Here is a 22590-nt window from a genome sequence, read left to right as displayed (position 1 = left end):
GGCCGCCGTATGTGTCTTTCTGATGAACTCGCTCTGGCAGGCAGTGAATTCACCGCTTGGGGTCCAGACCGGGCAAACAACCTCAGAAAATAACCTCAAACAGCAGAATTGCGAAGATCACTAATAGATTGAATAAAATACGCTGCTTCGGGAGAAGCGGACGGCCGTACTCGATATTCCGTGAGTAGCCGTGGGCGCTGGTAGCCTCGAAGCGCTGGCTAATCCACAAGTTAGTGATGACTATTACGAAGCCAGCGAACACAATAAGAATCACTGCGGATTGGATGAACCGACACAAGGTGGAGACCATTGTTGCAACCTCAGCTAAAATAATTCCCAGAATAGATACCCCTGTTACAGATAGGCTGAGTCGGGTACTCAGCCGGTCGTTAGAGAAAGTAGCAAAATCCGCTACCACTCCCCGGGTAGTTTCCTCATCAACTCCAGCCTGTGTCTGCAACCGTCCGAATGCCATTTGAACATCGCTCTGCGTGATATTTCCTTCTCCTTCGAACTCCTCCTTGAGGATCTCGAGTCCTGAGTCATCAATTAGCCGATATCGCGTACTTTCGAAAGAATCTCTGAATACTGATTCAAATGTTCCGCGGAACGATATCGGACTCAGTTCGAATATGATGATCACTACGAAAGGTAGGATTTTAAATGACGTTTGCAACAAGTTGAGAACATGTTCGGACACGGCTCCAGAAGCAGCTTACACGTACTCAAATTCGGGATTCAACGTGACGCTCAGTTGGTGTAGCGACTTCGAAGGGTTCTGCTTGGCCCCGTTACAGACCGGCCATGTCCGACTGTAGTAGATGTTGATATCTAAAGTGTCTTTTATTCCAACTTGATTTGAAGAGTGCCAAAGGAGGAACTCAATGGTAGTGGTATTTGGGCCGCTGTAAATCGGACGGCAAACCTCGTTTGGCGGCCGGTACTCCGTATCACCGGTTGAGCTGCTGAGTTCAACTCGTGCAAATACGTTCGTCTGCGGTAACTGGTTGTCGAGTGTTATTTTGAGGCGCGTTCCGTTCTGCGGCGAATTCTTCAGCTCGCAATGAGTATTGCAATTGCCTTCGGTTTCTGCATCGAAATGAATAGCGTGGTCAGTTGTCCGGCAGTCGTGTTGTTGTGTCGTGGCCATTGTTATGTTATTGTTGGATGAAATTGATTGCTTCCTCAATCAGTTCATCTCGATGATCGGCAGTCAAGCCATCAGGAGCGAGTGCGTGATATATCACTCTGAGTGACTCAAGCGACGTATATGGGCCAGAGACATGAACTAAGTGAGGGAAGTCCGGCAGGTCATTACGTATCGGTGACTCCACCCTCCAATAGGCAGTCATGGGACCAAGCTCGCATTCAATATATGTGGTCCCACTAGAATTAGCAAGGAGTTCAGCAGAAGCTTGGTCTTCAGGGATGACTTCTTCACCTTTATTTACCGAACGGGTGAATTGTAACAAATTGGTTATATCATCGGGGTGTTCTGAGGCTCGCTCCTCGAGTGTAGTCACAAACTTATGGGCCTCAGCGTCCGTATACCAGAAGCACTCGTAGTGATCATCAATACTCTTTGCGTGAATGGCAGTATCACCTGCCCGCCACTCAGCCTCTGTATGAACTGGGTCACCTGCTGATCTGGGGATGTCGACTTCGTACTCTAAATCTACCATTGTGGTATGAGATGTCAATTGTTAGCACAGGAACAAAAAACCATCTCTTATCGATCTACAAAGAGGACCTCTTTTGACGCCACGCTCGTGAGAGCGATGGAACCGAACGCCCCACCACCGATGACTCGCTGGCAGGCGCTGGATACGCTCCAGCAGGCCGGTGTGTCGGTGTTCGTCTCGATGTCACCCACATACCCGACGACGGACGAAGACGACTTTCACGAACTACTCAGCTACTTCAGAGCACTCGGAGAGGTCGTAGTCTTCCATGAGCCAATCAATCCCCGTGGCGCGAACTCCCAGCAGTGTCTCACCGCCGCCAAAGAAGCCGGCTACGATGACGTTGTCGACGAACTGCAGCAGATGCAGGACAGCCACCAGTACTGGGTTGAATATGCGCTTGCGCAACTAAATATGGTTCAGCAGGTTGCGACACGCTTCGACGGGCTTGAAGTCCACTCTTGGCCAGATGATGAGCTGGCGCGCTCGACGAGCGGCCAACTCCGGTCGAAGCTCAACGCGATGCAACAGGCTGTGTCGCCGGAGTCGTTTTCTGGGAGGCGGATCGGTGCGTCAGCCGAGCAATCAAAGTTAGCCAACGAGACCAGCTCTCTTGAGCATCTCATCTAATGTGTTCATGATACACACTGGGTCATTCATTTTTGGCTAAAACTGGAGGTGATATTCTGCGAGAATATTGTTCTCTGTAGTATTAGAGAGGCGAAACTAGCAACTGAGGCGTTCTTACTGCTGAGAAGAGACAGTTCGCGGTGTTTGGAAACCGCGTTTTCGTGTCGTAGCGAGCGTTTTGCGACACAAGTCGTCTTCACAGCACGGTCATTCAGTATTACTCTGAGTATTAACTAAATACGAATGGCCAACCCCTGTACTATTCAATTAATTAACCCTCTCAATTAAATCGACCATAGTCAAGATTTGACCCAGTTCCAAAATTCTTCAGTAGATTCGTAGTTTACTTTATCCCAAGTCTCTCCGTGGGCTGCCCAATGACAGCTATGACATAGAGACGTGAGGTTTTCAATTTCATTTTGCCCGCCCTGTGAACGCGGTATGATATGATGGACCTCGATATCGCATCCAGAGCCACATTTTACGCATGTCTTATCGTTTCTTCCGAGAATTTCGTCGCGCAGGTCACTATTGATACCCTGCCTGTGCAAGACTTTCTGCTCTTCATACACATAATCAAATTGTCTGATGTAGCTTTTCGAGCAGCCCACAACATCTGCGATTGCATTATGAGAAATCGTACTCTCTCTATCCCCAAAAACTAGATATAGCGTGGCTATTTGCAGTTGTTTCTTGGCTGATTCGGGTAATTCTGAAAGGGCTTCTCTACACCTATCTCTTACTGTTTCCTGTTCTGAGTCTGTCCACGGATAGTCAGTTGCAAGGTCGGACCATCCCTCATACAGCTCCTGTTGTCGGTCGTTAGATATAGGGATATTTTCAGGAATGAAAACAATCTGAGCCATTTGCTCTATTTACAGCGCTCTAATCTAATTAATTCTTCCTGCAGATGGCTGTCGCAGAATTCAGGGTTATAACAGAGCTGCCTTTGTCAGCACAGCTGTAGTAAGTTCTGACTTTCATGCCTCCTCTTGACGCGGCGACAGCGAAAGAGTGCCTCAGAGTGTGGGCAGTAATCTTGTGCTATCAGATGATTCGGTCGGTCACTCCCCCGGTAAGTGGCCCGTGACTCGGTCATACAACTCCATCATTTGTTGTTCAGTCATACTCGTAATGATATCTGCGACCACCCGGGCGCGTAGCGTCTCAGTATCTATATTATTGCATCCAAGGTTGTCCCCATGAATCTGGTCGACTTTTTCATCGAATGGAGTAGGTAGCATCCCGCCACTAGATGAGCTATCGGCGGTCGGCTCAACGTGCATTCCTGGCCAGACGATGAGCTGGTGCGTTCGACGAGCGGCCAACTTCAGTCGAAGCTCAAGGCGATGCAACAGGCCGTGTCACCAGAGTCGTTCTCCGAGCATGATACAGACGCCTTGCCTGAGCAATCGGAGTTAGCCCGGGACAGTGATTCCATACAGCATCTCATTTAGTGGCCAGCCGGTGGCGTGATGAAAATACGATAGCTGCGTGAGAGTCGGGGGTCAGTCCCCTTGATGCTGCTCCAGGCCCTCGTCGGGATCATATACGTCTCCCCAGTCGGGCATTTTCTCTGGGTCGACTTCACTACTGAGCCCTTCAGAAAATCAAACCGCGCGCCGTCAGTCTGACTCCTCTAATTCAGTTGTATACTCAGGGCTCTCTCGAAGCTTTGAGAACGAGACGTAGCGGTGCCCTTGAACGAAGGCAACTGTTCGGTCAGAGTCGCTTGCCGTCTTGTCGTTTGTCACCGGGTGGTCGAGTTCTATACCATCTTGTAGGAAAATGACTTTCTCTGTCTCCCCGTAGCGTTCAGCACCCTTCTTGCGGAACTGCGTCACTGCGTCAAGCAGTTGTCCACGCTGCGTCTGTGAGAGGTCTGGCTGATCTCGAACCGCTTCCTCGGTGAGTTCTATGCTTTCGATAGCATCCGTTACTGACGGGACTGCTGTTTTGATTTCGCCATCGGTGTAGAACGCGAGATGGTCGACGGGTTTGAATGACCGATTCGCTTGACAAAAGTACAGACCGTGTTCCTGATACTCGGGCCATGCCCTGCGTGCTGCGACGACCAGCACACGGTCTTCCTTACCGCTCACGAGGTCTTCATCATAGAAGAAGCGACTGAGTTCACGCAGAAGGAACGCTTCACGTTCCGTGGGGACAGACATACTCGCTTCGGCATTCCCCATGTCTCGTTCAACAACCGACTCTATGGTATCGATGAGCGAGTCGAAGTTGGCCCATACGATACGCTCGTCTCCTAGTTCCACCACCTCTTCAGGGAGTCGAGCATCAGGCGTCAGGACGATGAGACGCTGTAATTCCGCCTTCTCCTCGTTAAGTGCATGAAGATGGTTCTCAAGTTGCTCTTTATCCACAGCGTCCCGGCTCGTTTTCGTCTCGAACCAGAGCGAGGTCGAACTTTTGATTGCCGCATCTGGCACTGAGTCAACGCCCGTGACTTGATTATCGAACACGGCTGGCACCGAGACCAATGACAGAATATTGCTGTACTCACAACTACTGTCTCCTACTGAGGCTCGCATTGCTGATCCCTAAATTAGGTCTCAGTCACAGTTGCCACTCTGGTATGTCCTTATTTAACGGCTCTCTCACCTGGTGTTCTGGTGACAGAAGGAGTGGGGGTGGGGGTGAGTGCCCTAGTGTCAGGAGAGTCGGTCTAAGCCGACAAAAGAGAATTTGAGAGTATGGTACATGTAAGTTTGGTACATGTTACCAGTCTTGATAATCTAAGCAACCGTTGCCAAGAGTTGAGCGTGTATGCAACACCTTCCGGTCATTAGCAGTTGTTCCAGACCTTGAGGTGTTCGTTGCACGCCGATCACAACGGGCAGCCGATGGCGTGAAGGGGGTAAGAGGGCGGGATGAAAGCGGGGGCCAGGCCCCTCGACCATTGCTCCACCCTGCGCTCTTTTCCGGGCCGCATACCTCTCCCGGTCGGGTACTTCCTCCGGCTCAACTCCACGAATAGCGTGGCGAAGCTCTTCACTATTGTACCTCTCAACGGAATCCACTCACCGACATTCAGTTTGAGAGTACCCTCAGGTTGAAGAAGCTTGAAACAGTGACTTGGCTTTTTCTGCGGTAGCAGTAACATAGACATGAGTCCAATGAGCGACCGCCAGTGTCCAGACTGTGACGTACAGATGGAGCAGACAAACATAACCGCAGAAGGGGTGGGCGACCTCTATGTTGAAACCGAGAGAGACGGCGAGATACTTGACCGTCTCGGTGTCGGCCAGCAAACATCAGTCCATACGTTTCTTTGCCTGGAGTGTGGATTGACTCGGCTCTATGCCGACCTTTCCGAGTAACCCGCTGCACTCGCTGACATCTTATTGAGAGACAGGCAGTGTGTCTCCGCTCTCAGCTCGGAAGTATATCTCTTCTCGGGTCCCACTCGGTGATGAATGATATCAAGAAAAACAGAACACCACCACTTACAGACACGACGACTCCAAGAACAAATAGGGGTATGGTTAACGTAACAGGATCATACGTGACCCGAAACGTATACACTTCGCCTTGATATTGGACGGCGTTATTCGCGAACGTAGTCAACGTGAAATCTTTGGCTGGGGCTGCTCCACCATTTTTTATTCTATCAAATACTTCCTTTTCTGTGTCAGTGAGCCCCGAGTATGATACTACTGACTCATCCGTACCAGAGACAGTCTTATCAACCTGAACTAGATATGATGTGGACTGTGTCTCACTGTATGCAGCAGATCCAGTTATCGCGATTCCGATTATGAATAACCCGATACCCATGGCCTGGAGGGCGGTACGCAGCCGCGGAGGGAAACTCATCACACTTAGTTCAATGTGATAATGCTATCAAACTTCTCACTAAACTACATTCAGCAATCAACCGCTTCACAGTCTTGCCAAACAGCTGTTTCACGGTTTTACCGCTGTAAAAATGACCATATGCAAGTATCTCCTTGTCACATCTGCAAGTTCGTTCATTCTTATGTGTAATCCCATGCACAGCCTTGGATTAGCGAAGTACCCCGTCAAACAGCTGGATTAGCAGTAGCACCTGATTCCGGGCTAGTTTGTTGCACGCTGCTCAGGCCGGGTGGCTGATGGTTCATCGAGAATAAAAATATATTTGATATTTATGCATCTGTTCCCCACTGATACTGTTCCACTTCTAGACTTGCACCCACTGCCAGACGTCAGGCTTCCCTACTATCGCTCTGTCCTGCGTCCGCTTCGGGGTCGTATACGTCCCCTCCAGTCGAGTTCTTTCTCCAAGCTGAGTTCACTGGCCCCTACCTCACCGGCGCAGAATTTGCTTGCCTGTCTCCTCGGACCCACTGTCGCTGCTGTCTGGTGGCTCTCGGATTAGCGAAAGACGGATCTACACGCTCTGTTGCGTAGTCGGTTGGAACGTTGTAACTGAGATATAGCTGACTGGTCAGCTGGTACCCTTGGCCGGGGAGTCTATTACACCCGACCGCATACGAAGCCACATCATGTCCAAGTCGCGCGGTCTACTGATCATCCTTCTTGCAGTTGTCCTTCTACTGGCTGGCTCGCGTGTGTGAAGAAGGACGAGCAATTTCAGGGAACATACTGCGGATTGGTGGCATCGTTGCTCTCGCGGGCATGATGACGCTCCTGCTGTCGATTAGCGCCGATGCGTCCGGCTTGCAAATCATTATTCTCCAGCCCTCGACAGCGGTATCCTCACACGCAGCCTCGCTGTGACCCGGGATCTCGATCTTTTCCAGGCTGCCGGCGACAGGATTACCGTCGGCTCGTCGATTCCATCCTTCGACGCCACGCTGGTGAGAGCGATGGAACCGAATGCCCCACCACCGATGACTCGCTGGCAGGCGCTGGATACGCTCCAGCAGGCCGGTGTGTCGGTGTTCGTCTCGATGTCGCCCACATACCCGACGATGGACGAAGACGACTTTCACGAGCTACTCAGCTACTTCAGAGCGCTCGGTGAGGTTGTTGTCTTCCACGAGCCAATCAATCCCCGCGGCGCGAACTTCCAGCAGTGTCTCACTGCAGCCAAGGAAGCCGGCTACGACGACGTTGTCGACGAACTGCAGCAGATGCAGGACAGCCACCAGTACTGGGTCGAATACGCCCTCGAACAGTTGAACACGGTTCAGCAAGTTGCGACGCGCTTCGACGGGCTCGAAGTGCATTCCTGGCCAGATGATGAGCTGGTGCGTTCGGCGAACGGCCAACTTCGGTCGAAGCTCAAGGCAATGCAACAGGCTGTCTCACCTGAGTCGTTCTCCGAGCGCGATACAGACGCCTCGCCAGAGCAGTCGGAGTTGGCCCGGGACAGTGAGTCTATACAGCATCTCCTTTAATAGCCAGCCGATTGCCGGGAGACACCCACAGCCACTCTTCAGGAACTGGTCCGGTTTTGTGCACAGCTAACCAACAGTCGGTGATATTCGCGCTACTGTGTTGGTTAGCCACCGCTCGGGACCGACCTGCTCAATAGGTATGCGGACCGGCTCGTCAGCAGGTCTCACGACAACGGGGAGTTGACTGAGGCGTTTCTGCGGGTCTTTGGCTGGAGCGCCCGGCCACCAGTCTCCTCCGTCCATGTATCCTCTGGCGGGTGCTACGCCCAGAACTTGGGACAGGCAGAAACCAGTCGACGGAGTGATGGCCGGCACGCGAATCGCTCCACCGTTCGCCCGACAACGGCGCCGAAGACGAGCACGCCGATCCCAACGAAGAGAACACCGAACTGAAACTCAAGGATTGCAACGGACAGCCAGCCGATACCCAGGTTCATCGCAGCTAAGACATAGGGATAGAGTCCTTGAAGCAGATTCATGGCTCGTAGCTAATCATGAGCAGGAAGTATTAAACAACAACGAACGCTCAAAAGTACGTTTGAGCGTTGCACATCCCAGCATTAGGTCTGATTGCCGATTGCATAGGCTTCGATATCAGGCTGCTCGCTCAGTGTTCGAATCCACGATACAGGAATCGGGGTCAGTATTGAGGGTCACGCTCGATGGCATGGCGAGCGGATACTTCCTGACACAGCATCCACTGACCCTCGTTCCAATTGCGGAGTTAGCCGACAGTCAGAGGCAGGTTATCGAGGCGAGCCTCGACAACTCACTCAACATGTATCGCTACGTGCGTCTTGATGAGACAGTTGCGAGCGGAGAGAACCGCTCACTGGTGTAATTCCAGAGTTGAGCAGTACTGCCCTCTGGCCGACCTCACGGACAGTCCTATAGGAGACCACTACTGGACGCGGAGAACCGCAGGGCGTCCAATTGCATCGGAGTAGCCCACCTCCTTTACTATCGTAGCCTGTGTGGGTTGCAACGTGAAGCAGTGTCCCGAGACGCCCGCACTTGACGAGGTTGAGTTCTCTGGACACGTCTGGGTGCAAGAACTCCCCACCGGTGGGAAGTTCCGGTTTCAAGTGACGGCGTCGGGGCTGGTCACGTTCGCTACAGCCCAGCAATCTTTCGACACACCCGCCACTGTCCCACCGCAGTTCCGTCTGGCAGCCGAACTAATCAACGAGCGACTGGACCGTGACGCACTTGCAGCGTCGACGGACGACCCAAGTGATGTGACGTTTTGCGGGATTGCCACCCGAAATAAGGGGGTCGAGTACGACTGGCACACAGTCCCGGCGTTCGTCGGCGTCGACATCTGGTCCGATCGTAAGGACCAGTTTCTCCCGCCGGATGCGGCGGCTGGCGTATTCAAGCAGTTGGGGTTGCCGACGCTACCAGCCATTGAAAAGGAGCTGGCCGCTGTACACGCTGATTTCGCTCGGTATGAAGACCAAGTTGGATTCCCTGAGTCAGAGTGGCGAGAGGGGCACGCCGCTGGTGTGCTGATCCGAGACAAATCCGGTGGGCGTGCCGCCGAATGGTGTCGAGAACAAAACACAGTGACTGCTCCCGAACCACAGGCAGCGGTGGATTTAGCAGCGGAGTATGCGACTGACAAGCGAATCGAGCAGACGGTTGCTGAGCTGCAGGCAGATGGACACTCGGTGACTGTCGACACAATACGTGACCGGCTCGTCGCCAATGTGGCCCGCGAGGCATATGTGGATCTGTTCGTGGATGGCGAGTTTGTCGCCTCGCTATCCGCGTTCCAGTCTGCCGTTGCTGAGCGTGTCCAGCAACACCAGTCCACAGCGGATTAGACTATTGGCTGGCGTCGTCGTTCTGGGTTGACTGGAACGAAAACGTCTCAGTCCGGAACTCAAACTCGCGGGCTGGCGAGTGGAACCCAGCTTCATCGATCTAGCGTTTGAGATGCGTATCTGCACTCGCCGCAGAAATCAGAGTGCTCTCGACAAAACGGACGAGGAGGCCGATCGATCCGGGTAACCTGATGTCTCGTTGGGTCGCGGTTGTGCGAGCATCGCCGTCGTCAGTGATGACGGTCCCATCGACGGTCTCTGCAACGGCTACGGCCTGTGCCTCGCCTGGGTCGAGTCGTTCCAGAAAGGTCGCCGCCACTCTGGGCTTGTGTCGACAGTTCAGTAACGGGAATACCCGCTTCAAGCACGGTCAGTGCGTTTGCTAGATAGGAGTGGGTTTCAACTTACTGAGATTAACGCTCAGCACACAGACATATGGACCGCGGTGTCGGTAAGCTCAGTTTTTCATCTCCTGTTGAATGTGCAGATCTACCTGTCTGAAAAGGAGGAGTGCGGTGAGAAGTCCAGCCAAAACAGTCCCAACTGTTCCGAGTAATCCTTCCGTACCGAGAATGACTAGCAAAACCGCCCCCACGACGGCAGTTTGTACGAACCAAATAACACCTCGAAGATACCATGATACGTAGCCGTGGAACCAAGATCCACTTCTAGAAGTCATAATAGCGGTGGGTGGTCCACAGAATAAATATCTTCTTGACACTCGGTTTTCGTCGTAACAGCGCTAATAAATATCCGCTTTGTACTGACCGTCCTGCTCACGAACTGCTCACCCAGGGCCGTCCGCTGTTCTTGGGCGTCGACGGCGGAGGCGCAGTCCACTACTGGGACAGCTATGAGTTCGCCGTGGCCGTCGTTGCGACCGACGACGACGCCGAGAAAGTCGCACTCGCCGAGACGCCGTTTGAAACACTCACACAGTGGTGCGAGTACACGAAAGACGAGCGCGGCTGGTCCGTCGGCCCGCGCGTCGGCGGCTTGCTCGTCGACGATCTGGTTCGGGGGCTGGACGCATGAGCAAGACCGTTCGCTGTACAGTCGAGAACCGCCAGCGCGTGAAGCGTGCTGCCCGTGCGCTCCGGGAGGCCGTTCCGACTGTGCTGGTCGAGACAACGCCACCCGTGCGCTCGGAACACGACGCGTGGACGCTCGACGCCGTGCTTCGAGACACCGAAGGCGTTCCCCCTGAAGTCCTTCGGGAGCTGGCGCTGGCCGGGCTGACACTCCAGCCGACGCCCGCCCAAGCCGACCATCAGCACGTCGTGGCAACGGCCTGAGCGAGACAGCGATACCTCTACTTTTTTGCTGAGTTGCGTGCGTACTTTGCATGGGTTGCGGTGGTTTCTAATTCCATCCGCTGACTGACCGCGACCCCGCGCCGAGGCCTGTTAGAGGCAGGTCCCACGACGGGGCGAGTGTGTATTCATAGCTGACGAGCGACTGGTACGTAACCTCCCCTTGGACTTCCGGAGTGGGGACTCACTAACCAACACTTGTTGATGAGAGTGGGACATACTCGGAAGATCAAGCATGATTTCTTGGCTAAACCGGAGTCGCCCAAATCGGAGATGTGGACGTTCTACGTCAGCTTCGCGGCTATCTCTTCAACAACTGAACAGTGGCGAACATCCTCCGGCCCGAGGCGACAGACGGGGACCTGAGCGAGGGGAAGCAACTGACCACTGATGAGCTGATGCAGGCCATCGAGGACGACCCACGCGACCTTCGGATTCCGACCGAACCGCAGAGACCAAGCAGGTATTTAGCGACGGTCTCGGTGCTGGTTGGAGTTCCTCAAACGCCGACTGACTCTCGGCAGAGGTTACTGAATAGAATCACTCTGCTCTGTTGAATAGCGCCCCCTAAGCGAGGGTTGAGCGTCTTCAGTTCTGAGATTACGCGGCTCACCCACTCACGAGCAGACTCAGATTCAACTGGGATAGCCAACCAGCGCTATTCAACAGAGCAAAACTATCCATCAGTATCAAAGTCGGATTCTGCTACCGATGGAGTTCCAGTTTCCTCTTCTTGTAGTTTCTTTCCTGCCTGATATAATTCGTAGGTGAAAAGTCCCATCCCAAGTATACTAATTGGTGGTATTAGGAGTATTAATCCAAGAATTATCTTACGCTTAGGAATGTATTCTATTCGTGCCTCTATTTCCTCGATGAGGTTCCGTTTGCTCATATAGTCCCGTCAACTGTACATCAGATAATCTTGTCTCTTCCGTTCAATTGATACGTCTACCGAGTTTTTTAGGGGAATTATCAGTGTAACAAATAGCGTTCAGAAGGACAATAGATGACTGGTAACCACAATCAGAGGTTACACACCATGTGTGGTCGATACTGTCAACAAGCGATGCATGAGCCGTTTTTCAACGACCAAGCGTACGCTCGGCAGCACCGTGCGCGCGCGAACTTGGATACGGTGAGCTTCGTGAACTCGTCTTGATGTGCGTCGTTTATAACATCAAGCATTCGCTGAAACCGTGAAATCAAGCGAGGTCCGGTGATTCATCGCTGCTCTTCTTTTCAACTTGCGCGATAATCACGACTAGTAGACAAAGATTGATAAATTCAGTACTGTAATTTCGATTTTAATTACCACCTACATTTTTTAATCTGTCGATAAATGCAATAGATTGTATGATTGGTAGAGGTGAGTCACCCAAGTGCGTGTGATGGCTCATTTGTCGGCACGCACGGATGCAGCTTATCAGAATGATTATCACCACAAACTCCGTGGCCGGCTCTGGGACGGGCTTGAGGATACCAAGTACGACCAACGCCACGACGACGGCGAACCACCGGGGTTCGCTTACTCCAACCCATTTCCTCCCCATGATATGGATGCAGGTGATGATCGGAAGCTGTTAGTCGCCTCGCCGGAAGAAGAGCTACTGGCACAGGTCGCTGCTGACTTGCTAGAGAACCCAGAGTTGAATATCGGCGAAATGCCGTTTCACGTCAACGATGTCACGTCTCTCGCCCCTGATGTCGGCGAACCTGGTACACGCGGGACGATCGAAACCGGGACCGGACTCCTAGTTCGGATTCCACCGTGGCGATGCGAGGAATACGGTATCGACCATCCCGGCGGTGACACCGCCGTCTTCTGGCGGCCAGAGCATTCGATGGAACCCCTTCGGAAGCAGTTAGAGGACAACCTCGATCAGAAACACGACCGTTTTGCCCACGACCACCTGCCCGGGCCGAGCGATATCGACGGTGACCTGTTCGACGGCTACGAACTGATCAAGACGTTCGCAGTTCCGGTGACCGTCACCGAGGGACAAGAGATGACTTACGTCCTGAGCAAGTGGAAGTTCGAGTATACTGTTCGGGACGACCACCATCGACGGCATCTCAACCTCGCGTTAGATTGTGGGCTCGGCGAACGGAACTCGTTGGGCCTCGGGTTCGTGAATATCACTGACAAAACCCGACCGGGTGAGAGCGAATTGGAGAGTAGCGATGCTTTCACCTGAAGCGTTCCAAGAGGAGTATTCGGCCGATGTACTGGAATCTGAGCTTCCGGATTCGCCAATCGGATCTCTCCGTGATCTCCAATACCTGTATGGGAAACTCTACACACTCGCCACGACGGGTGGCGGTGAGTACGCCCCGTATCTTACCCCTGACGCCGCTGGAGATCTCGTCGATACCGATGACAGCCTGATTGTTGTCCGAATCGATGTATCCGGTGATGCGCCACGGCTAGCTGACGACGATCTTGGCCCGGTACAGGTGACGAGGTACACTGACGATCTGATCCAGCAGGTCGGCCACTGTAAGTATCCGGCCGCTCGCGGAATCGATCACAGCGTGACGCATCAAGCCGGGCGGAACAGCGGTCCAGAAAAGCTAGCTCGCTATGCGAAAGAACGGCTGACAAAGTGGGCCACTGACGAGGTGGTCACTGAAGCAGCTGACGAACATCCTGACGGCTGGATCATCGAACGACTTGCCGAACTCAGTGAAAACGAGACCGCCTTGGAAACAATTGCAGAAACGCTCACGCGAAAATTGGGCGGCGAGTCGACAACTGCGCTGCTGACAGTGCAGGTGAAGACTGAGCCTGACGGGGAATACCAGTGGCCTGGTGACATAGACGTGTTCCGTGAGGCCATGCGGCAGCGGAAACTCTCGAAACTCGTTACCAAAAACAAGGCAGATGACTCGTCCGGAAACGCGACCGACCTCGTCACAGGCTCGCCAGCTCGAACCGTCGGTACATCAGAAGACCCGCAGAATTACTTTCTCGGCAAGCAGCTTGAGAAGTTCCCTGGACTCGATATTGAAGAAGCGTGGCGGTCACATCCAATTTCCGAGGATGCCGCGATCACGGTAATGAACGCCGACACCTTCGTCGAGGCCTGTACCTATCGAACGTTTGGCGCGAAGGTATATTACCTGCCATACGTATTCGGTCGATTGGCTCCTGAGAAGGTGCATCGATTATACGAATTACTCTATCGGACTGTCGACGACGAAGAGACGACACCAATCGAAAACGCGTATGATGAGGAACGTCGAAAGACCATCGAAGAGCAGGATTTCCGATTCTATGTCTCGGCTGTGATGCCGCATCAGATGTCTCGATACGATGTATTCGGCGAGACGCTGAACGGCCGGCTCCACTTTCCGAAGCAACTTGCAATCACACACAACGAGTTCGTCCAAACCGTCTCGGCGTTCAATAGAGACCACTACGACGATTGGACAGCACCACTTCCAACTAACCAGAATTGGGGGCTGCTCGAAACAAACGACGAGCAGTTGCACGCGGTCTCGACTGGCTGGTATTTCAGACAGACTTTCGCCGAACGCGATGATGACGACGCTGATGCTGACGACCCGCGAATCGAAGCTCTCATCAGCGTGCTGAGTGGCGAAGCGATAGCCGTCGATGTGTTACTCGAAGAGTACGTGACCCGGATTATTGACGATCAGACCGATGATAGCGAGCACGAAGGGTTCCCCTCGTTCCTCGTTGCCAGTCAGTTCGCTCAACTCTGCGTGCTTGCGGATGAGGACCTCAGGCTACTGCAGACGACCGACCCTCAAAAAGACCAGATTACACAGCAACCAAGCTATGACACGAAAAGCATGCCATCACTAGACGAGATCACAATCGCGGACGGGGGCCATCCCGCCGCACCGAAGCTCGAATCGTTCATCAACGAAACACCTGCACTGTCACCCAGCCACGACGACGATCCGGACTCCGTAACGAGTCAACGCCGTGGGGCGTTCCTGCTTGGCGCGCTCGTCGGCGACATCGGTAGCTATCAGGAGTACAGCGAGGATCGGTCGACAACGCTTGTCGATCAGTACCCGGTCAAGTCGATCACCCGCTCACGGATCAAGAAGGTCACACAGGAAACCGTCGCTAAGACGCTGACCTACACGCGTCAGGAGAAGAAACAGCAGGGGAACTACCCTGGAACGAAGGCTGATCACATAGTCGACCGGCTTCGTGATACGATCCTCAATCCCGATCCGGAAGAGTGGGAGATCGAAACCGACGATCTCCGCTTCTACTACGCCCTCGGCGTGACGTACGGGATGAACGACCATCCGTGGAACCGAGACGAAACCGATGCCGGCGACTCAACTTCCCAGGAGGAACACTAACATGTCCGATACAGCTGACCCCGTGACGAACCGCTCAGAAATCGTCTTCCTGTACGATGCCGTCGATGCAAACCCGAACGGCAATCCGCTGTCCGGTGCCAATCGGCCACGAATCGATCCACAGACCCAGCAGGCAATCGTCACCGACGTTCGACTGAAGCGATATCTCCGCGACCAGCTCGATGACGACGGGCACGGCGTCTACATCCGAAACGTGCAGGAAGACGGGGATCAGTACACGCGCGGTAAACTACTCGAAGATCGACTCAAGGCTGTCGAGCCTGACGACTACGACCTCGATGACGACGAGGAAGTCGAAGAATTCCGCGACTATATTTTCGGCGAGTTCCTGAACGAAAGCGTCGATGTACGGTACTTTGGCGCAACGATGTCCGTGGATACCGACGAAGTTTACGCCAAGCATCTGCCGGATCATTTCACTGGCCCCGTTCAGTTCTCGCCCGGTAAATCGATGCACGCGGTCAACGAAAACGAGGAATACGATAGCCTAACGAGCGTGATCGCTACACAGGAAAACAAACAACAGGGTGGGTTTGATCTCGACGACCATCGGATCCAATACGGACTGATCCGGTTCCACGGGCTCGTCGACGAGCACGGTGCTGCCGATACAAATCTCACCGCGGCGGATGTCGAACGGCTCGACACCCTCTGTTGGCGTGCGATTAAAAACCAGACTATCAGCCGGAGCAAAGTCGGTCAAGAACCGCGGCTCTACTGCCGCGTTGAGTACGCCGACGAGAGTTTCCACCTTGGCGGCCTCGACCGCGATCTCGAACTCGACGACGAGCATTCGAAACCCGACGAGGAACTTCGGACGGTTCGTGACCTTACGCTTGACGTGACAGGGCTCGTAGACCGACTCGATGGAGCGAGTGACCGAATCGAACGCGTTCGAGTTGTCGCCAGCGACGTGCTCCAGATCTCCTACGATGGCGAACTCGGCGGACCAGCGGTACTCCACGACGCCCTCAAAGATGCAGTCGGAGCGGATGCCGTAGAGGAAATCGATGTCTACGACGAACAAACCGCGACACTCCCGAACGACGACACGGCGTAACGATGTCACAACAATCGCTTGACGATTGGACAGCTGACGGAAACGGTGGCCAGCCTGACCGTTGTCTCTCGTTCACCATTCGTGGCCCGTGGGGTCACTTCCGGCGGATCGAGGGCAATATCGTCAAGCAAACCTATCGAATTATTCCTCGCACTACCGTTGCTGGGCTTCTTGCAGCCGTTCTTGGGATCGAACGAGATGGCTACTACGACCTGTTCGCACCCGATAGTTCGGCAGTCGCCATCGAACCCGTTCGGGAGATCAGGACCGTCAATATGCCGATGAACACGCTATCGACCGCTGCTGGGAACTTGCAGTCGCTCAACGGCCGTGGGAAAATAAGCGTCAAGCTACCAGACCCGACGACGCTCCGACAGCAACATAACTACGAGGTACTGGTTGATCCCGGCTATCGAATCGATGTCGCACTTGCTGACGAGCAATGGTATACCGAACTGCGCGAGACACTCGCCGCAGGTGAATCACACTACGTACCGAGTCTCGGTCTTTCGGAGCATCTCGCTGACATCAAGTATCACGGCGAATTTGATGTTGCAAACGCACCGCAAACCGATACTGTGGAAGTTGATTCAGCTGTCCCGAATGCCGTTGATGATGTCGTTCTGGATGCAGGGACACGCTGTCAAATCGAGGAGTCACCCGCCTTCATGGAGTCCGATGCCGGTGGTCGGACGACAACTGGGTTCACGAACTACGCCTACAATCCTGACGCTGACTCGCTTGAGGTGCGAGACACAACAGCAGCCAGTGTCGACGGTCGTACTGTGGTGTTCGTCTGATGGCTGTGTACTCTCACCCACCCGAAGACGGCTATGAAGGAGTCAATCTTCGGGATCATCTGGATGATGTTGCTCGACGGGCCAGCGAAATCGTTCCCGGTGAAGCGACAACACCTGATGGAGAGTCGCTACAGCAGGTCGTTGAGACGCTCGCCTACGTTCATGACTTCGGGAAAGCGACGACCTTCTTTCAGAAGTACCTTCGACATGGCACCGAACCCGAACACAAGCCGTGCCGATACCATGCCCCAATCGGGTCGTTCGCCGCATACTATGCCCTCGATGCACAGGGATTTGAAACTGAGACCTGTCTGGCTGGCTTCGTTGCGGTCGCCAAGCATCACGGGCAACTCCCAGATGTGACTCAGTACATCTACAAGCGAGCCTACACCTCAGAGAACTCAACGGGAGGGGCAGAGACCAACAATGAACAGCTACAGGCAGCAATCGCTATGCAGCTCAACGATATCGAAGAACACGTTCCGGAGCTGGCGGCCGATATTTTCGATGATGCCACTGATAGCGATGGGTCGTGGGACGGATTTCGCCATTCGTACAAAGAGCTGCTTGGTGAGATCGCCGCTGCTGTCGCCACGGAGAGTGGTACGACGATCAGTCGTGAGTCCCTGTCGGAGTCTTGTTACGGCCTATCCCTCGAAATATGGGGGTCGCTTGTGCTTGCAGACAAGACTAGTGCAGCAAGTCGTAGTGAGGAGACCGACTCAGATTCGACCTACGAGGCAAAGCAGCCGTCGCTCCAAGTATTAGACGAATACGTGGCGGAACTCGAAGCGTCCTCGCCTGCTAACCCGGACGGTTCTCGAACGGAACGACTCAACCATTATCGTTCACGCGCACGGTCAGCTGTCGTAGAGAACGCGAAACAATTTGCCGAAGCTGGCGGGGGCGTAGCGACACTTACCCTGCCAACCGGAATGGGAAAGACGCTCTCCGGGATGTCGGCCGCACAGACGGTTCGTGACGAACTCGGCAGCGAACGTGTCGTCTACGCACTCCCATTTACCAGTATCATCGATCAGGTCGTCGATGAAATTAAAGACATCTACGGGACCGACACACTCGGACGATTACTTACTGCCCACCACCACCTGTCTGAAACCACGATCGTCGACGAAGACGACGTGGACGCTGACGATGCAGATATGAACGACGATGTCGCCGGGATGCTCGCCGAAAGCTGGCGGGCTGGACTCACAGTCACGACGTTCGTGCAGTTGTTCGAGAGTCTTGCTGGGCCAGCCAACAAGCAGTCGATAAAGATTCCCGCGCTCCGAGATAGCGTCGTCATCCTCGATGAACCACAGAGCTTGCCGCTCGACTGGTGGAAACTCGTCCCCCGACTCGTTGCAATACTGACCGAACAGTACGGCGCAACGGTTATCGCTATGACCGCAACCCAGCCACAACTGTTCAATGAAGCAACCGAACGAGGAGGTGATGTGACTGAATTGGTTGACGATCCTGATGTATATTTTAGCGCAACCGAGCGAGTCAAGTACGAACTCGATGCATCGACCGAGCGGTATATCGAGACGCAAGAGGTCCCGAAATCATACGCTGATGCGGGTCCTGAACTGCTGACTACAGTCGATTCCGGCGAATCAACGCTTGCAGTCTGTAACACAATCGATAGTGCGCGAGCCCTCTTTGACGAACTCATCGATAACGGGGACTCGCTTCTCAGTGTGGGAGACATCTATGCTGACGAACTCAGCACAGTCAAAACGACAGCCGACATCAATCCGAAGACGCTTGCGAGCCGCATCGAAGGGCGAAGCGACCGGTCGATACTCCACCTGTCGACACGACTCCGCCCTGTAGATCGTCTCAAGCTGATCGAAACCGCAAAACGACTCACCGACGACGGACATAGTCTGATAACGATTTCTACACAGCTTATCGAAGCCGGCGTCGATATCAGCTTCGACCGTGTCTACCGTGATCTGGCTCCAATCGATAGTATCGTTCAGGCAGCCGGTCGCTGTAATCGGTCGTTCGAACGAGAACAGGGACGCGTAGTCGTCTGGTGGCTTGATGTACCGGATGAACAGCAAAAAACACCCGCAGAGGCAGTCTACAATCAGGGAGCAACACTCCTCCCTGTCGCAGCCGAAACACTTGATGCTGTGCGTGAGGAAGATACGCTGTTGTCGGAGACCTCTGTGGCCCGTACAGCAGTCACGGAATACTACAAAACACTACATACAGACAAGAACGTCGGCAAACAGGAGTACGCTGGGTATGTCGATGACGTACGCGGAGACAAACTCGGAGAGCTATCACTGATTGATCAGCGTAACGCAGTGGACATCATTATCTGTCGAACTGAAGCCGAACGGGAGCGGGTAGAGCAGGTGCGCGAAGCATGGAGCCAGTACGAGTTCGACCGCGTCCATCGGTTGATGGATGGACTCAAAGAAGCGCGGGTGTCGATTCCGGTTTACTACGGCGAGTCAGATAAAAAAGAAAAGCTGAGTCAGCTAAACAGGGTTCACTCCGATACGGACGTACGATGGCTTGATGTCCGCAAACACGGATTGGGTGAGTATTTCGATCAGAATACAGGTTTCGTCATTCCAGACAGCACTGCTGAGAGGCGGATCTTATGACCGCCACTGACCCAGTCGACCGCCTCCTCGCCACAGCTCGTGGCGAGCCGGTCGACGATCCCTTCCGCGTGACTGGCGTGATGATACAGTACTACTACGTCTGCAAGCGGGAACTCTGGTTCGAAAGCCGGAATCTCGAAATTGACCGCGAGAACGCCACCGTGGTCCGTGGTACCCGTGTCGATGAAACGGCCTACAGTGAAAAACGCGAGAACCTCCATCTCGGCATGATCTCACTCGATTTACTTGACGACGGCCGCGTCGTCGAGGTTAAACCTTCCTCAACGCTCACGGAGCCCGCAGAAATGCAGCTGTCGTACTACCTCTGGTATCTCGACCGCGTTGCCGATATCCAGAAGGACGGCGTCTTGGCTCACCCACGAGAGCGAAAGCGGGAGCCGGTCGAACTCACAGCGGAGCGAACGGATAAGGTCGAAACCGCGATTCGCGGCATCCACGAGATCGTCAGGCAGTCCTCGCCGCCGGCGGCAGAGGAGAAACCGTTCTGTGACTCCTGTGCATACCACGACTTCTGTTGGTGTTAACAATGGATCGGAACTACCACGTCTTTTCGGACGGCCGACTCGAACGTAGCGACGACACGCTCAGACTCGTCCCCGACGACGGTGGGGAAAAGCAATACATCCCAATTGAGAACGCTGAGGCGTTCTTTTTGCATGGTCAGATCGATTTCAACACGCGGCTGATGTCGTTCCTCAACGACCGTACGGTCGCACTCCACGTCTTCGGCTGGGAAGATTACTACGCGGGTTCGGTAATGCCGAAACGTGGTCAAACCTCCGGGAAGACTGTCGTCAACCAAGTTCGCGCCTACGAGGACAGCCAGCACAGACGGCAACTCGCCGCGGCAATTGTACGGGGCAGCATCCATAATATGCGGACGAACGTGGTCTACTACAACGGCCGTGATCACAATCTCGACGACGTAATCGAGGATCTGGAAGCTGCGGCCGCACGCGTTGATGAGGAACTGCCAGTCGATGAGTTACTCGGAACCGAAGCCACCGCAAGAAAGGCGTACTACCGGAGCTTTAACGAGATTCTCCCGAGCGAGTTCCAGTTGGCTCGGCGTGAGTACAACCCACCACCCAACGAGATTAACAGCCTCATTTCGTTCGGTAATTCGCTGGTCTATGCGAACTGCGTCTCGGCGATCCGTGCTACTGCACTCGATCCGACGGTCAGCTACTTGCACGAGCCAGGCGAGCGACGCTACTCGCTGTCTCTCGACCTCGCCGACCTGTTCAAACCGGTCCTTGCCGACCGTGTCCTGTTTCGGCTAGTGAACCGAAACCAGATTTCAGATACCGATTTCGAGACGGAACTCGGATCATGCCTATTGAATGAATCTGGCCGAAAAACGTACACAAAGGCATTCGAAGAGACGCTTGAGCGGACTGTCGAACATCCGACGCTCAGCCGTAAGGTGAGCTACCAGTATCTGATGCGGCTTGAGGCATACAAGCTGAAAAAGCACTTGCTCACGGGAGAAGAGTACAAACCATTCCAACGGTGGTGGTGACATGTACGTGGTAATGGTATATGATTTGGAGGCAGACCGAACACAGAAAGCTCTCAAAATCGGCCGCCGATATCTAACTCACGTCCAGAATTCTGTTCTCGAAGGCGAGATTTCCGAGGGAGACTTGTCCAAGCTCAAAAACGAAATAGATGATTTGCTGAAACCCGGTGAATCAACAATCATCTATGAGCTGTCTTCTGATACGCTACTCAATCGGACAGTCTATGGCGAAGACCCAACCGAGGATCAGCGGTTTCTATAGTCGGTTTCCGTCGACCCCCCTGGGGAACACGCACTATTGATGGTCGACGGAAGGGCTTTACTGTGATCCGCTGTTAGTACGTCTATAGCCCGTATATTGGGCATGGTTTCAGACGAACCCTTGTGGGGTTGAAGCCAGACGGACGACAGTCAATGCCATGTTTGTCGTTCGTTTCAGACGAACCCTTGTGGGGTTGAAGCGAGCAAGCCACGCGGGACATCATTGACGCCGCCGAGGTTTCAGACGAACCCTTGTGGGGTTGAAGCGCCGGTTCGAACTCGTCCCAGTGGGTGACACCCTGTTTCAGACGAACCCTTGTGGGGTTGAAGCAACGCTATTGGGTGCGATGAGCCAGCACACTACGAAGTTTCAGACGAACCCTTGTGGGGTTGAAGCTCTACCCAGATACCATGGAGATATGATGCCCCCGAGTTTCAGACGAACCCTTGTGGGGTTGAAGCGTTATATACGATGAGTTCAACAGCGCGCCAACTGGGTTTCAGACGAACCCTTGTGGGGTTGAAGCAGCCGCGAGGTCCTCGCCGAAGTCGTTCATGTCCGAGTTTCAGACGAACCCTTGTGGGGTTGAAGCTTGCCTTCGGCCCACCCGTCGCCGACCGTCTCGCGGGTTTCAGACGAACCCTTGTGGGGTTGAAGCGCACGTGGCGGCGCGCACCAAGATCGGTGGCCGGTTTCAGACGAACCCTTGTGGGGTTGAAGCCAGTTGTCGTCAGGGTTGGGATTCCGTAGGAGTTCGTTTCAGACGAACCCTTGTGGGGTTGAAGCGCACGTGACGACGCGCACCAAGATCGGTGGCCGAACGGTTTCAGACGAACCCTTGTGGGGTTGAAGCAACCGGTATTCACCGTCTCCGACTCTGCTGATGGGTTTCAGACGAACCCTTGTGGGGTTGAAGCACAGCCCACACAACTTTTGCACAACGACTGTAACGGTTTCAGACGAACCCTTGTGGGGTTGAAGCTGAGTCTGGCCAGCATCGCCGGAGCATACGTGACGAAGTTTCAGACGAACCCTTGTGGGGTTGAAGCTCGGAGGTAGAGGTAGAGTTTGAAGTCTTTAGTTAGTTTCAGACGAACCCTTGTGGGGTTGAAG

At 53.9% G+C, this 22590-nt stretch carries 23 protein-coding genes, 2 pseudogenes and 1 CRISPR repeat array; of the genes and pseudogenes, 17 read left to right on the top strand and 8 right to left on the bottom strand.

The features are described 5' to 3' along the window. Positions 1-82 precede the first annotated feature (82 nt). Positions 83-643: a hypothetical protein gene (locus C443_RS21125; RefSeq protein ID WP_318249589.1), complete on the bottom strand. Its 561-nt coding sequence runs from the start codon at positions 641-643 to the stop codon at positions 83-85. Positions 644-1157: 514 nt separating this feature from the next. Further along, complete coding sequence (locus C443_RS03095; protein WP_005533747.1) at positions 1158-1682, bottom strand: hypothetical protein; 525 nt, start codon at positions 1680-1682, stop codon at positions 1158-1160. A 120-nt stretch (positions 1683-1802) separates the two neighbouring features. Here C443_RS03095 and C443_RS03090 point away from each other — a divergent pair, with 120 nt between their 5' ends. Beyond that, on the top strand, positions 1803-2312 hold the full coding sequence (locus C443_RS03090; RefSeq protein WP_049943884.1) for a hypothetical protein: 510 nt from the start codon (positions 1803-1805) through the stop codon (positions 2310-2312). Between the two features lie 299 nt (positions 2313-2611). On the opposite strand, the gene C443_RS20685 is transcribed toward C443_RS03090, so the two are convergent. After that, a complete protein-coding gene (locus tag C443_RS20685) occupies positions 2612-3178 on the bottom strand; it encodes an HNH endonuclease (RefSeq protein WP_080505442.1) in 567 nt (188 codons plus the stop codon). Between the two features lie 408 nt (positions 3179-3586). On the opposite strand from C443_RS20685, the pseudogene C443_RS22060 reads away from it, so the two are divergent. Continuing rightward, positions 3587-3769, top strand: a pseudogene (locus C443_RS22060) (radical SAM domain-containing protein); the annotation flags it as partial. 168 nt (positions 3770-3937) lie between these two features. On the opposite strand, the gene C443_RS03075 reads toward C443_RS22060, so the two are convergent. Then, positions 3938-4795, bottom strand: a complete 858-nt coding sequence (locus tag C443_RS03075) for a hypothetical protein (RefSeq protein WP_204366042.1) — start codon at positions 4793-4795, stop codon at positions 3938-3940. A gap of 654 nt (positions 4796-5449) precedes the next feature. Between C443_RS03075 and C443_RS03065 the strand changes: the two genes are divergently transcribed. Further along, entirely contained in the window at positions 5450-5653 is a 204-nt protein-coding gene (locus tag C443_RS03065; protein ID WP_049943883.1) for a hypothetical protein, read from the top strand. Between the two features lie 52 nt (positions 5654-5705). On the opposite strand, the gene C443_RS03060 is transcribed toward C443_RS03065, so the two are convergent. Further along, positions 5706-6149 (bottom strand): hypothetical protein, encoded by a 444-nt coding sequence (locus tag C443_RS03060; RefSeq protein WP_049943865.1) that lies wholly within the window; start codon positions 6147-6149, stop codon positions 5706-5708. Between the two features lie 1019 nt (positions 6150-7168). Here C443_RS03060 and C443_RS03055 point away from each other — a divergent pair. The 3 genes from C443_RS03055 to C443_RS03050 all read left to right on the top strand — a co-directional run bounded on the left by C443_RS03055 (position 7169) and on the right by C443_RS03050 (position 9504). Beyond that, complete coding sequence (locus C443_RS03055; RefSeq protein WP_049943882.1) at positions 7169-7678, top strand: radical SAM domain-containing protein; 510 nt, start codon at positions 7169-7171, stop codon at positions 7676-7678. 646 nt (positions 7679-8324) lie between these two features. Further along, on the top strand, positions 8325-8519 hold the full coding sequence (locus C443_RS21120) for a hypothetical protein (protein WP_152423011.1): 195 nt from the start codon (positions 8325-8327) through the stop codon (positions 8517-8519). Positions 8520-8664: 145 nt separating this feature from the next. Beyond that, positions 8665-9504 (top strand): hypothetical protein, encoded by an 840-nt coding sequence (locus C443_RS03050; RefSeq protein WP_005533736.1) that lies wholly within the window; start codon positions 8665-8667, stop codon positions 9502-9504. Positions 9505-9604: 100 nt separating this feature from the next. Here C443_RS03050 and C443_RS20935 read toward each other — a convergent pair whose 3' ends face one another. Both C443_RS20935 and C443_RS21405 read right to left on the bottom strand, forming a co-directional pair. Next, positions 9605-9823 carry a hypothetical protein gene (locus tag C443_RS20935; protein ID WP_005533735.1) on the bottom strand — a complete coding sequence of 73 codons (219 nt, stop codon included), beginning with the start codon at positions 9821-9823 and terminating at the stop codon, positions 9605-9607. Between the two features lie 138 nt (positions 9824-9961). Next, positions 9962-10183: a hypothetical protein gene (locus C443_RS21405; protein WP_154020990.1), complete on the bottom strand. Its 222-nt coding sequence runs from the start codon at positions 10181-10183 to the stop codon at positions 9962-9964. A gap of 35 nt (positions 10184-10218) precedes the next feature. On the opposite strand from C443_RS21405, the gene C443_RS03040 reads away from it, so the two are divergent. Further along, positions 10219-10539 (top strand): hypothetical protein, encoded by a 321-nt coding sequence (locus tag C443_RS03040; protein ID WP_049943881.1) that lies wholly within the window; start codon positions 10219-10221, stop codon positions 10537-10539. After that, a complete protein-coding gene (locus C443_RS03035) occupies positions 10536-10799 on the top strand; it encodes a hypothetical protein (protein ID WP_005533731.1) in 264 nt (87 codons plus the stop codon). The genes C443_RS03040 and C443_RS03035 overlap by 4 nt, the downstream gene beginning before the upstream one ends. 694 nt (positions 10800-11493) lie before the next feature. Here C443_RS03035 and C443_RS21115 read toward each other — a convergent pair. Continuing rightward, the gene (locus C443_RS21115; protein ID WP_152423010.1) at positions 11494-11709 is read right to left on the bottom strand and encodes a hypothetical protein; all 216 of its coding nucleotides are present in this window, start codon (positions 11707-11709) and stop codon (positions 11494-11496) included. 175 nt (positions 11710-11884) lie between these two features. Here C443_RS21115 and C443_RS21110 point away from each other — a divergent pair. The 9 genes and pseudogenes from C443_RS21110 to cas2 all read left to right on the top strand — a co-directional run. Further along, a pseudogene (locus C443_RS21110) lies at positions 11885-12017 on the top strand (IS5/IS1182 family transposase); the annotation flags it as partial. 188 nt (positions 12018-12205) lie between these two features. Continuing rightward, positions 12206-13012: a CRISPR-associated endoribonuclease Cas6 gene (gene cas6 / locus C443_RS03025; RefSeq protein WP_080505439.1), complete on the top strand. Its 807-nt coding sequence runs from the start codon at positions 12206-12208 to the stop codon at positions 13010-13012. After that, positions 12999-15161 (top strand): type I-B CRISPR-associated protein Cas8b/Csh1, encoded by a 2163-nt coding sequence (cas8b, locus tag C443_RS03020; protein WP_005533726.1) that lies wholly within the window; start codon positions 12999-13001, stop codon positions 15159-15161. Before cas6 ends, cas8b begins: the two co-directional genes overlap by 14 nt. 1 nt (position 15162) lies before the next feature. Then, entirely contained in the window at positions 15163-16242 is a 1080-nt protein-coding gene (gene cas7b, locus C443_RS03015) for a type I-B CRISPR-associated protein Cas7/Csh2 (RefSeq protein ID WP_005533725.1), read from the top strand. Between the two features lie 2 nt (positions 16243-16244). Then, positions 16245-17042, top strand: coding sequence for a type I-B CRISPR-associated protein Cas5b (gene cas5b, locus C443_RS03010; RefSeq protein WP_005533724.1), 798 nt, complete (start codon positions 16245-16247; stop codon positions 17040-17042). After that, positions 17042-19672 carry a CRISPR-associated endonuclease Cas3'' gene (locus tag C443_RS03005; protein ID WP_005533723.1) on the top strand — a complete coding sequence of 877 codons (2631 nt, stop codon included), beginning with the start codon at positions 17042-17044 and terminating at the stop codon, positions 19670-19672. The genes cas5b and C443_RS03005 overlap by 1 nt, the downstream gene beginning before the upstream one ends. Beyond that, on the top strand, positions 19669-20217 hold the full coding sequence (gene cas4, locus C443_RS03000) for a CRISPR-associated protein Cas4 (protein WP_005533722.1): 549 nt from the start codon (positions 19669-19671) through the stop codon (positions 20215-20217). The genes C443_RS03005 and cas4 overlap by 4 nt, the downstream gene beginning before the upstream one ends. 2 nt (positions 20218-20219) lie before the next feature. Next, positions 20220-21215, top strand: coding sequence for a type I-B CRISPR-associated endonuclease Cas1b (gene cas1b, locus C443_RS02995; protein WP_005533721.1), 996 nt, complete (start codon positions 20220-20222; stop codon positions 21213-21215). 1 nt (position 21216) lies between these two features. After that, positions 21217-21477 (top strand): CRISPR-associated endonuclease Cas2, encoded by a 261-nt coding sequence (gene cas2, locus C443_RS02990; RefSeq protein ID WP_005533718.1) that lies wholly within the window; start codon positions 21217-21219, stop codon positions 21475-21477. Positions 21478-21582: 105 nt separating this feature from the next. After that, a CRISPR array of direct repeats spans positions 21583-22526; the repeat unit is 30 nt; unit sequence GTTTCAGACGAACCCTTGTGGGGTTGAAGC. Between the last annotated feature and the right edge of the window lie 64 nt (positions 22527-22590).

It is taken from the genome of Haloarcula argentinensis DSM 12282 (assembly GCA_000336895.1).
In the GTDB taxonomy this organism is placed as follows: domain Archaea; phylum Halobacteriota; class Halobacteria; order Halobacteriales; family Haloarculaceae; genus Haloarcula; species Haloarcula argentinensis.
The sequence above is the reverse complement of the archived record's forward strand: the minus strand, read 5'-3'. Positions and strand labels throughout refer to the sequence as shown.

Bases quoted from the DNA above. Each gene is read 5' to 3' on its own strand.
- cas4 (WP_005533722.1), top strand. From the start codon at position 19,669: ATGACCGCCACTGACCCAGTCGACCGCCTCCTCGCCACAGCTCGTGGC.
- C443_RS21115 (WP_152423010.1), bottom strand. From the start codon at position 11,709: ATGAGCAAACGGAACCTCATCGAGGAAATAGAGGCACGAATAGAATAC.
- cas7b (WP_005533725.1), top strand. From the start codon at position 15,163: ATGTCCGATACAGCTGACCCCGTGACGAACCGCTCAGAAATCGTCTTC.
- C443_RS20685 (WP_080505442.1), bottom strand. From the start codon at position 3,178: ATGGCTCAGATTGTTTTCATTCCTGAAAATATCCCTATATCTAACGAC.
- C443_RS03065 (WP_049943883.1), top strand. From the start codon at position 5,450: ATGAGCGACCGCCAGTGTCCAGACTGTGACGTACAGATGGAGCAGACA.
- cas6 (WP_080505439.1), top strand. From the start codon at position 12,206: ATGGCTCATTTGTCGGCACGCACGGATGCAGCTTATCAGAATGATTAT.
- cas5b (WP_005533724.1), top strand. From the start codon at position 16,245: ATGTCACAACAATCGCTTGACGATTGGACAGCTGACGGAAACGGTGGC.
- cas1b (WP_005533721.1), top strand. From the start codon at position 20,220: ATGGATCGGAACTACCACGTCTTTTCGGACGGCCGACTCGAACGTAGC.
- C443_RS03095 (WP_005533747.1), bottom strand. From the start codon at position 1,682: ATGGTAGATTTAGAGTACGAAGTCGACATCCCCAGATCAGCAGGTGAC.
- C443_RS03005 (WP_005533723.1), top strand. From the start codon at position 17,042: ATGGCTGTGTACTCTCACCCACCCGAAGACGGCTATGAAGGAGTCAAT.
- C443_RS03090 (WP_049943884.1), top strand. From the start codon at position 1,803: ATGACTCGCTGGCAGGCGCTGGATACGCTCCAGCAGGCCGGTGTGTCG.
- cas2 (WP_005533718.1), top strand. From the start codon at position 21,217: ATGTACGTGGTAATGGTATATGATTTGGAGGCAGACCGAACACAGAAA.
- C443_RS03055 (WP_049943882.1), top strand. From the start codon at position 7,169: ATGACTCGCTGGCAGGCGCTGGATACGCTCCAGCAGGCCGGTGTGTCG.
- cas8b (WP_005533726.1), top strand. From the start codon at position 12,999: ATGCTTTCACCTGAAGCGTTCCAAGAGGAGTATTCGGCCGATGTACTG.
- C443_RS03060 (WP_049943865.1), bottom strand. From the start codon at position 6,149: ATGAGTTTCCCTCCGCGGCTGCGTACCGCCCTCCAGGCCATGGGTATC.
- C443_RS21405 (WP_154020990.1), bottom strand. From the start codon at position 10,183: ATGACTTCTAGAAGTGGATCTTGGTTCCACGGCTACGTATCATGGTAT.
- C443_RS03035 (WP_005533731.1), top strand. From the start codon at position 10,536: ATGAGCAAGACCGTTCGCTGTACAGTCGAGAACCGCCAGCGCGTGAAG.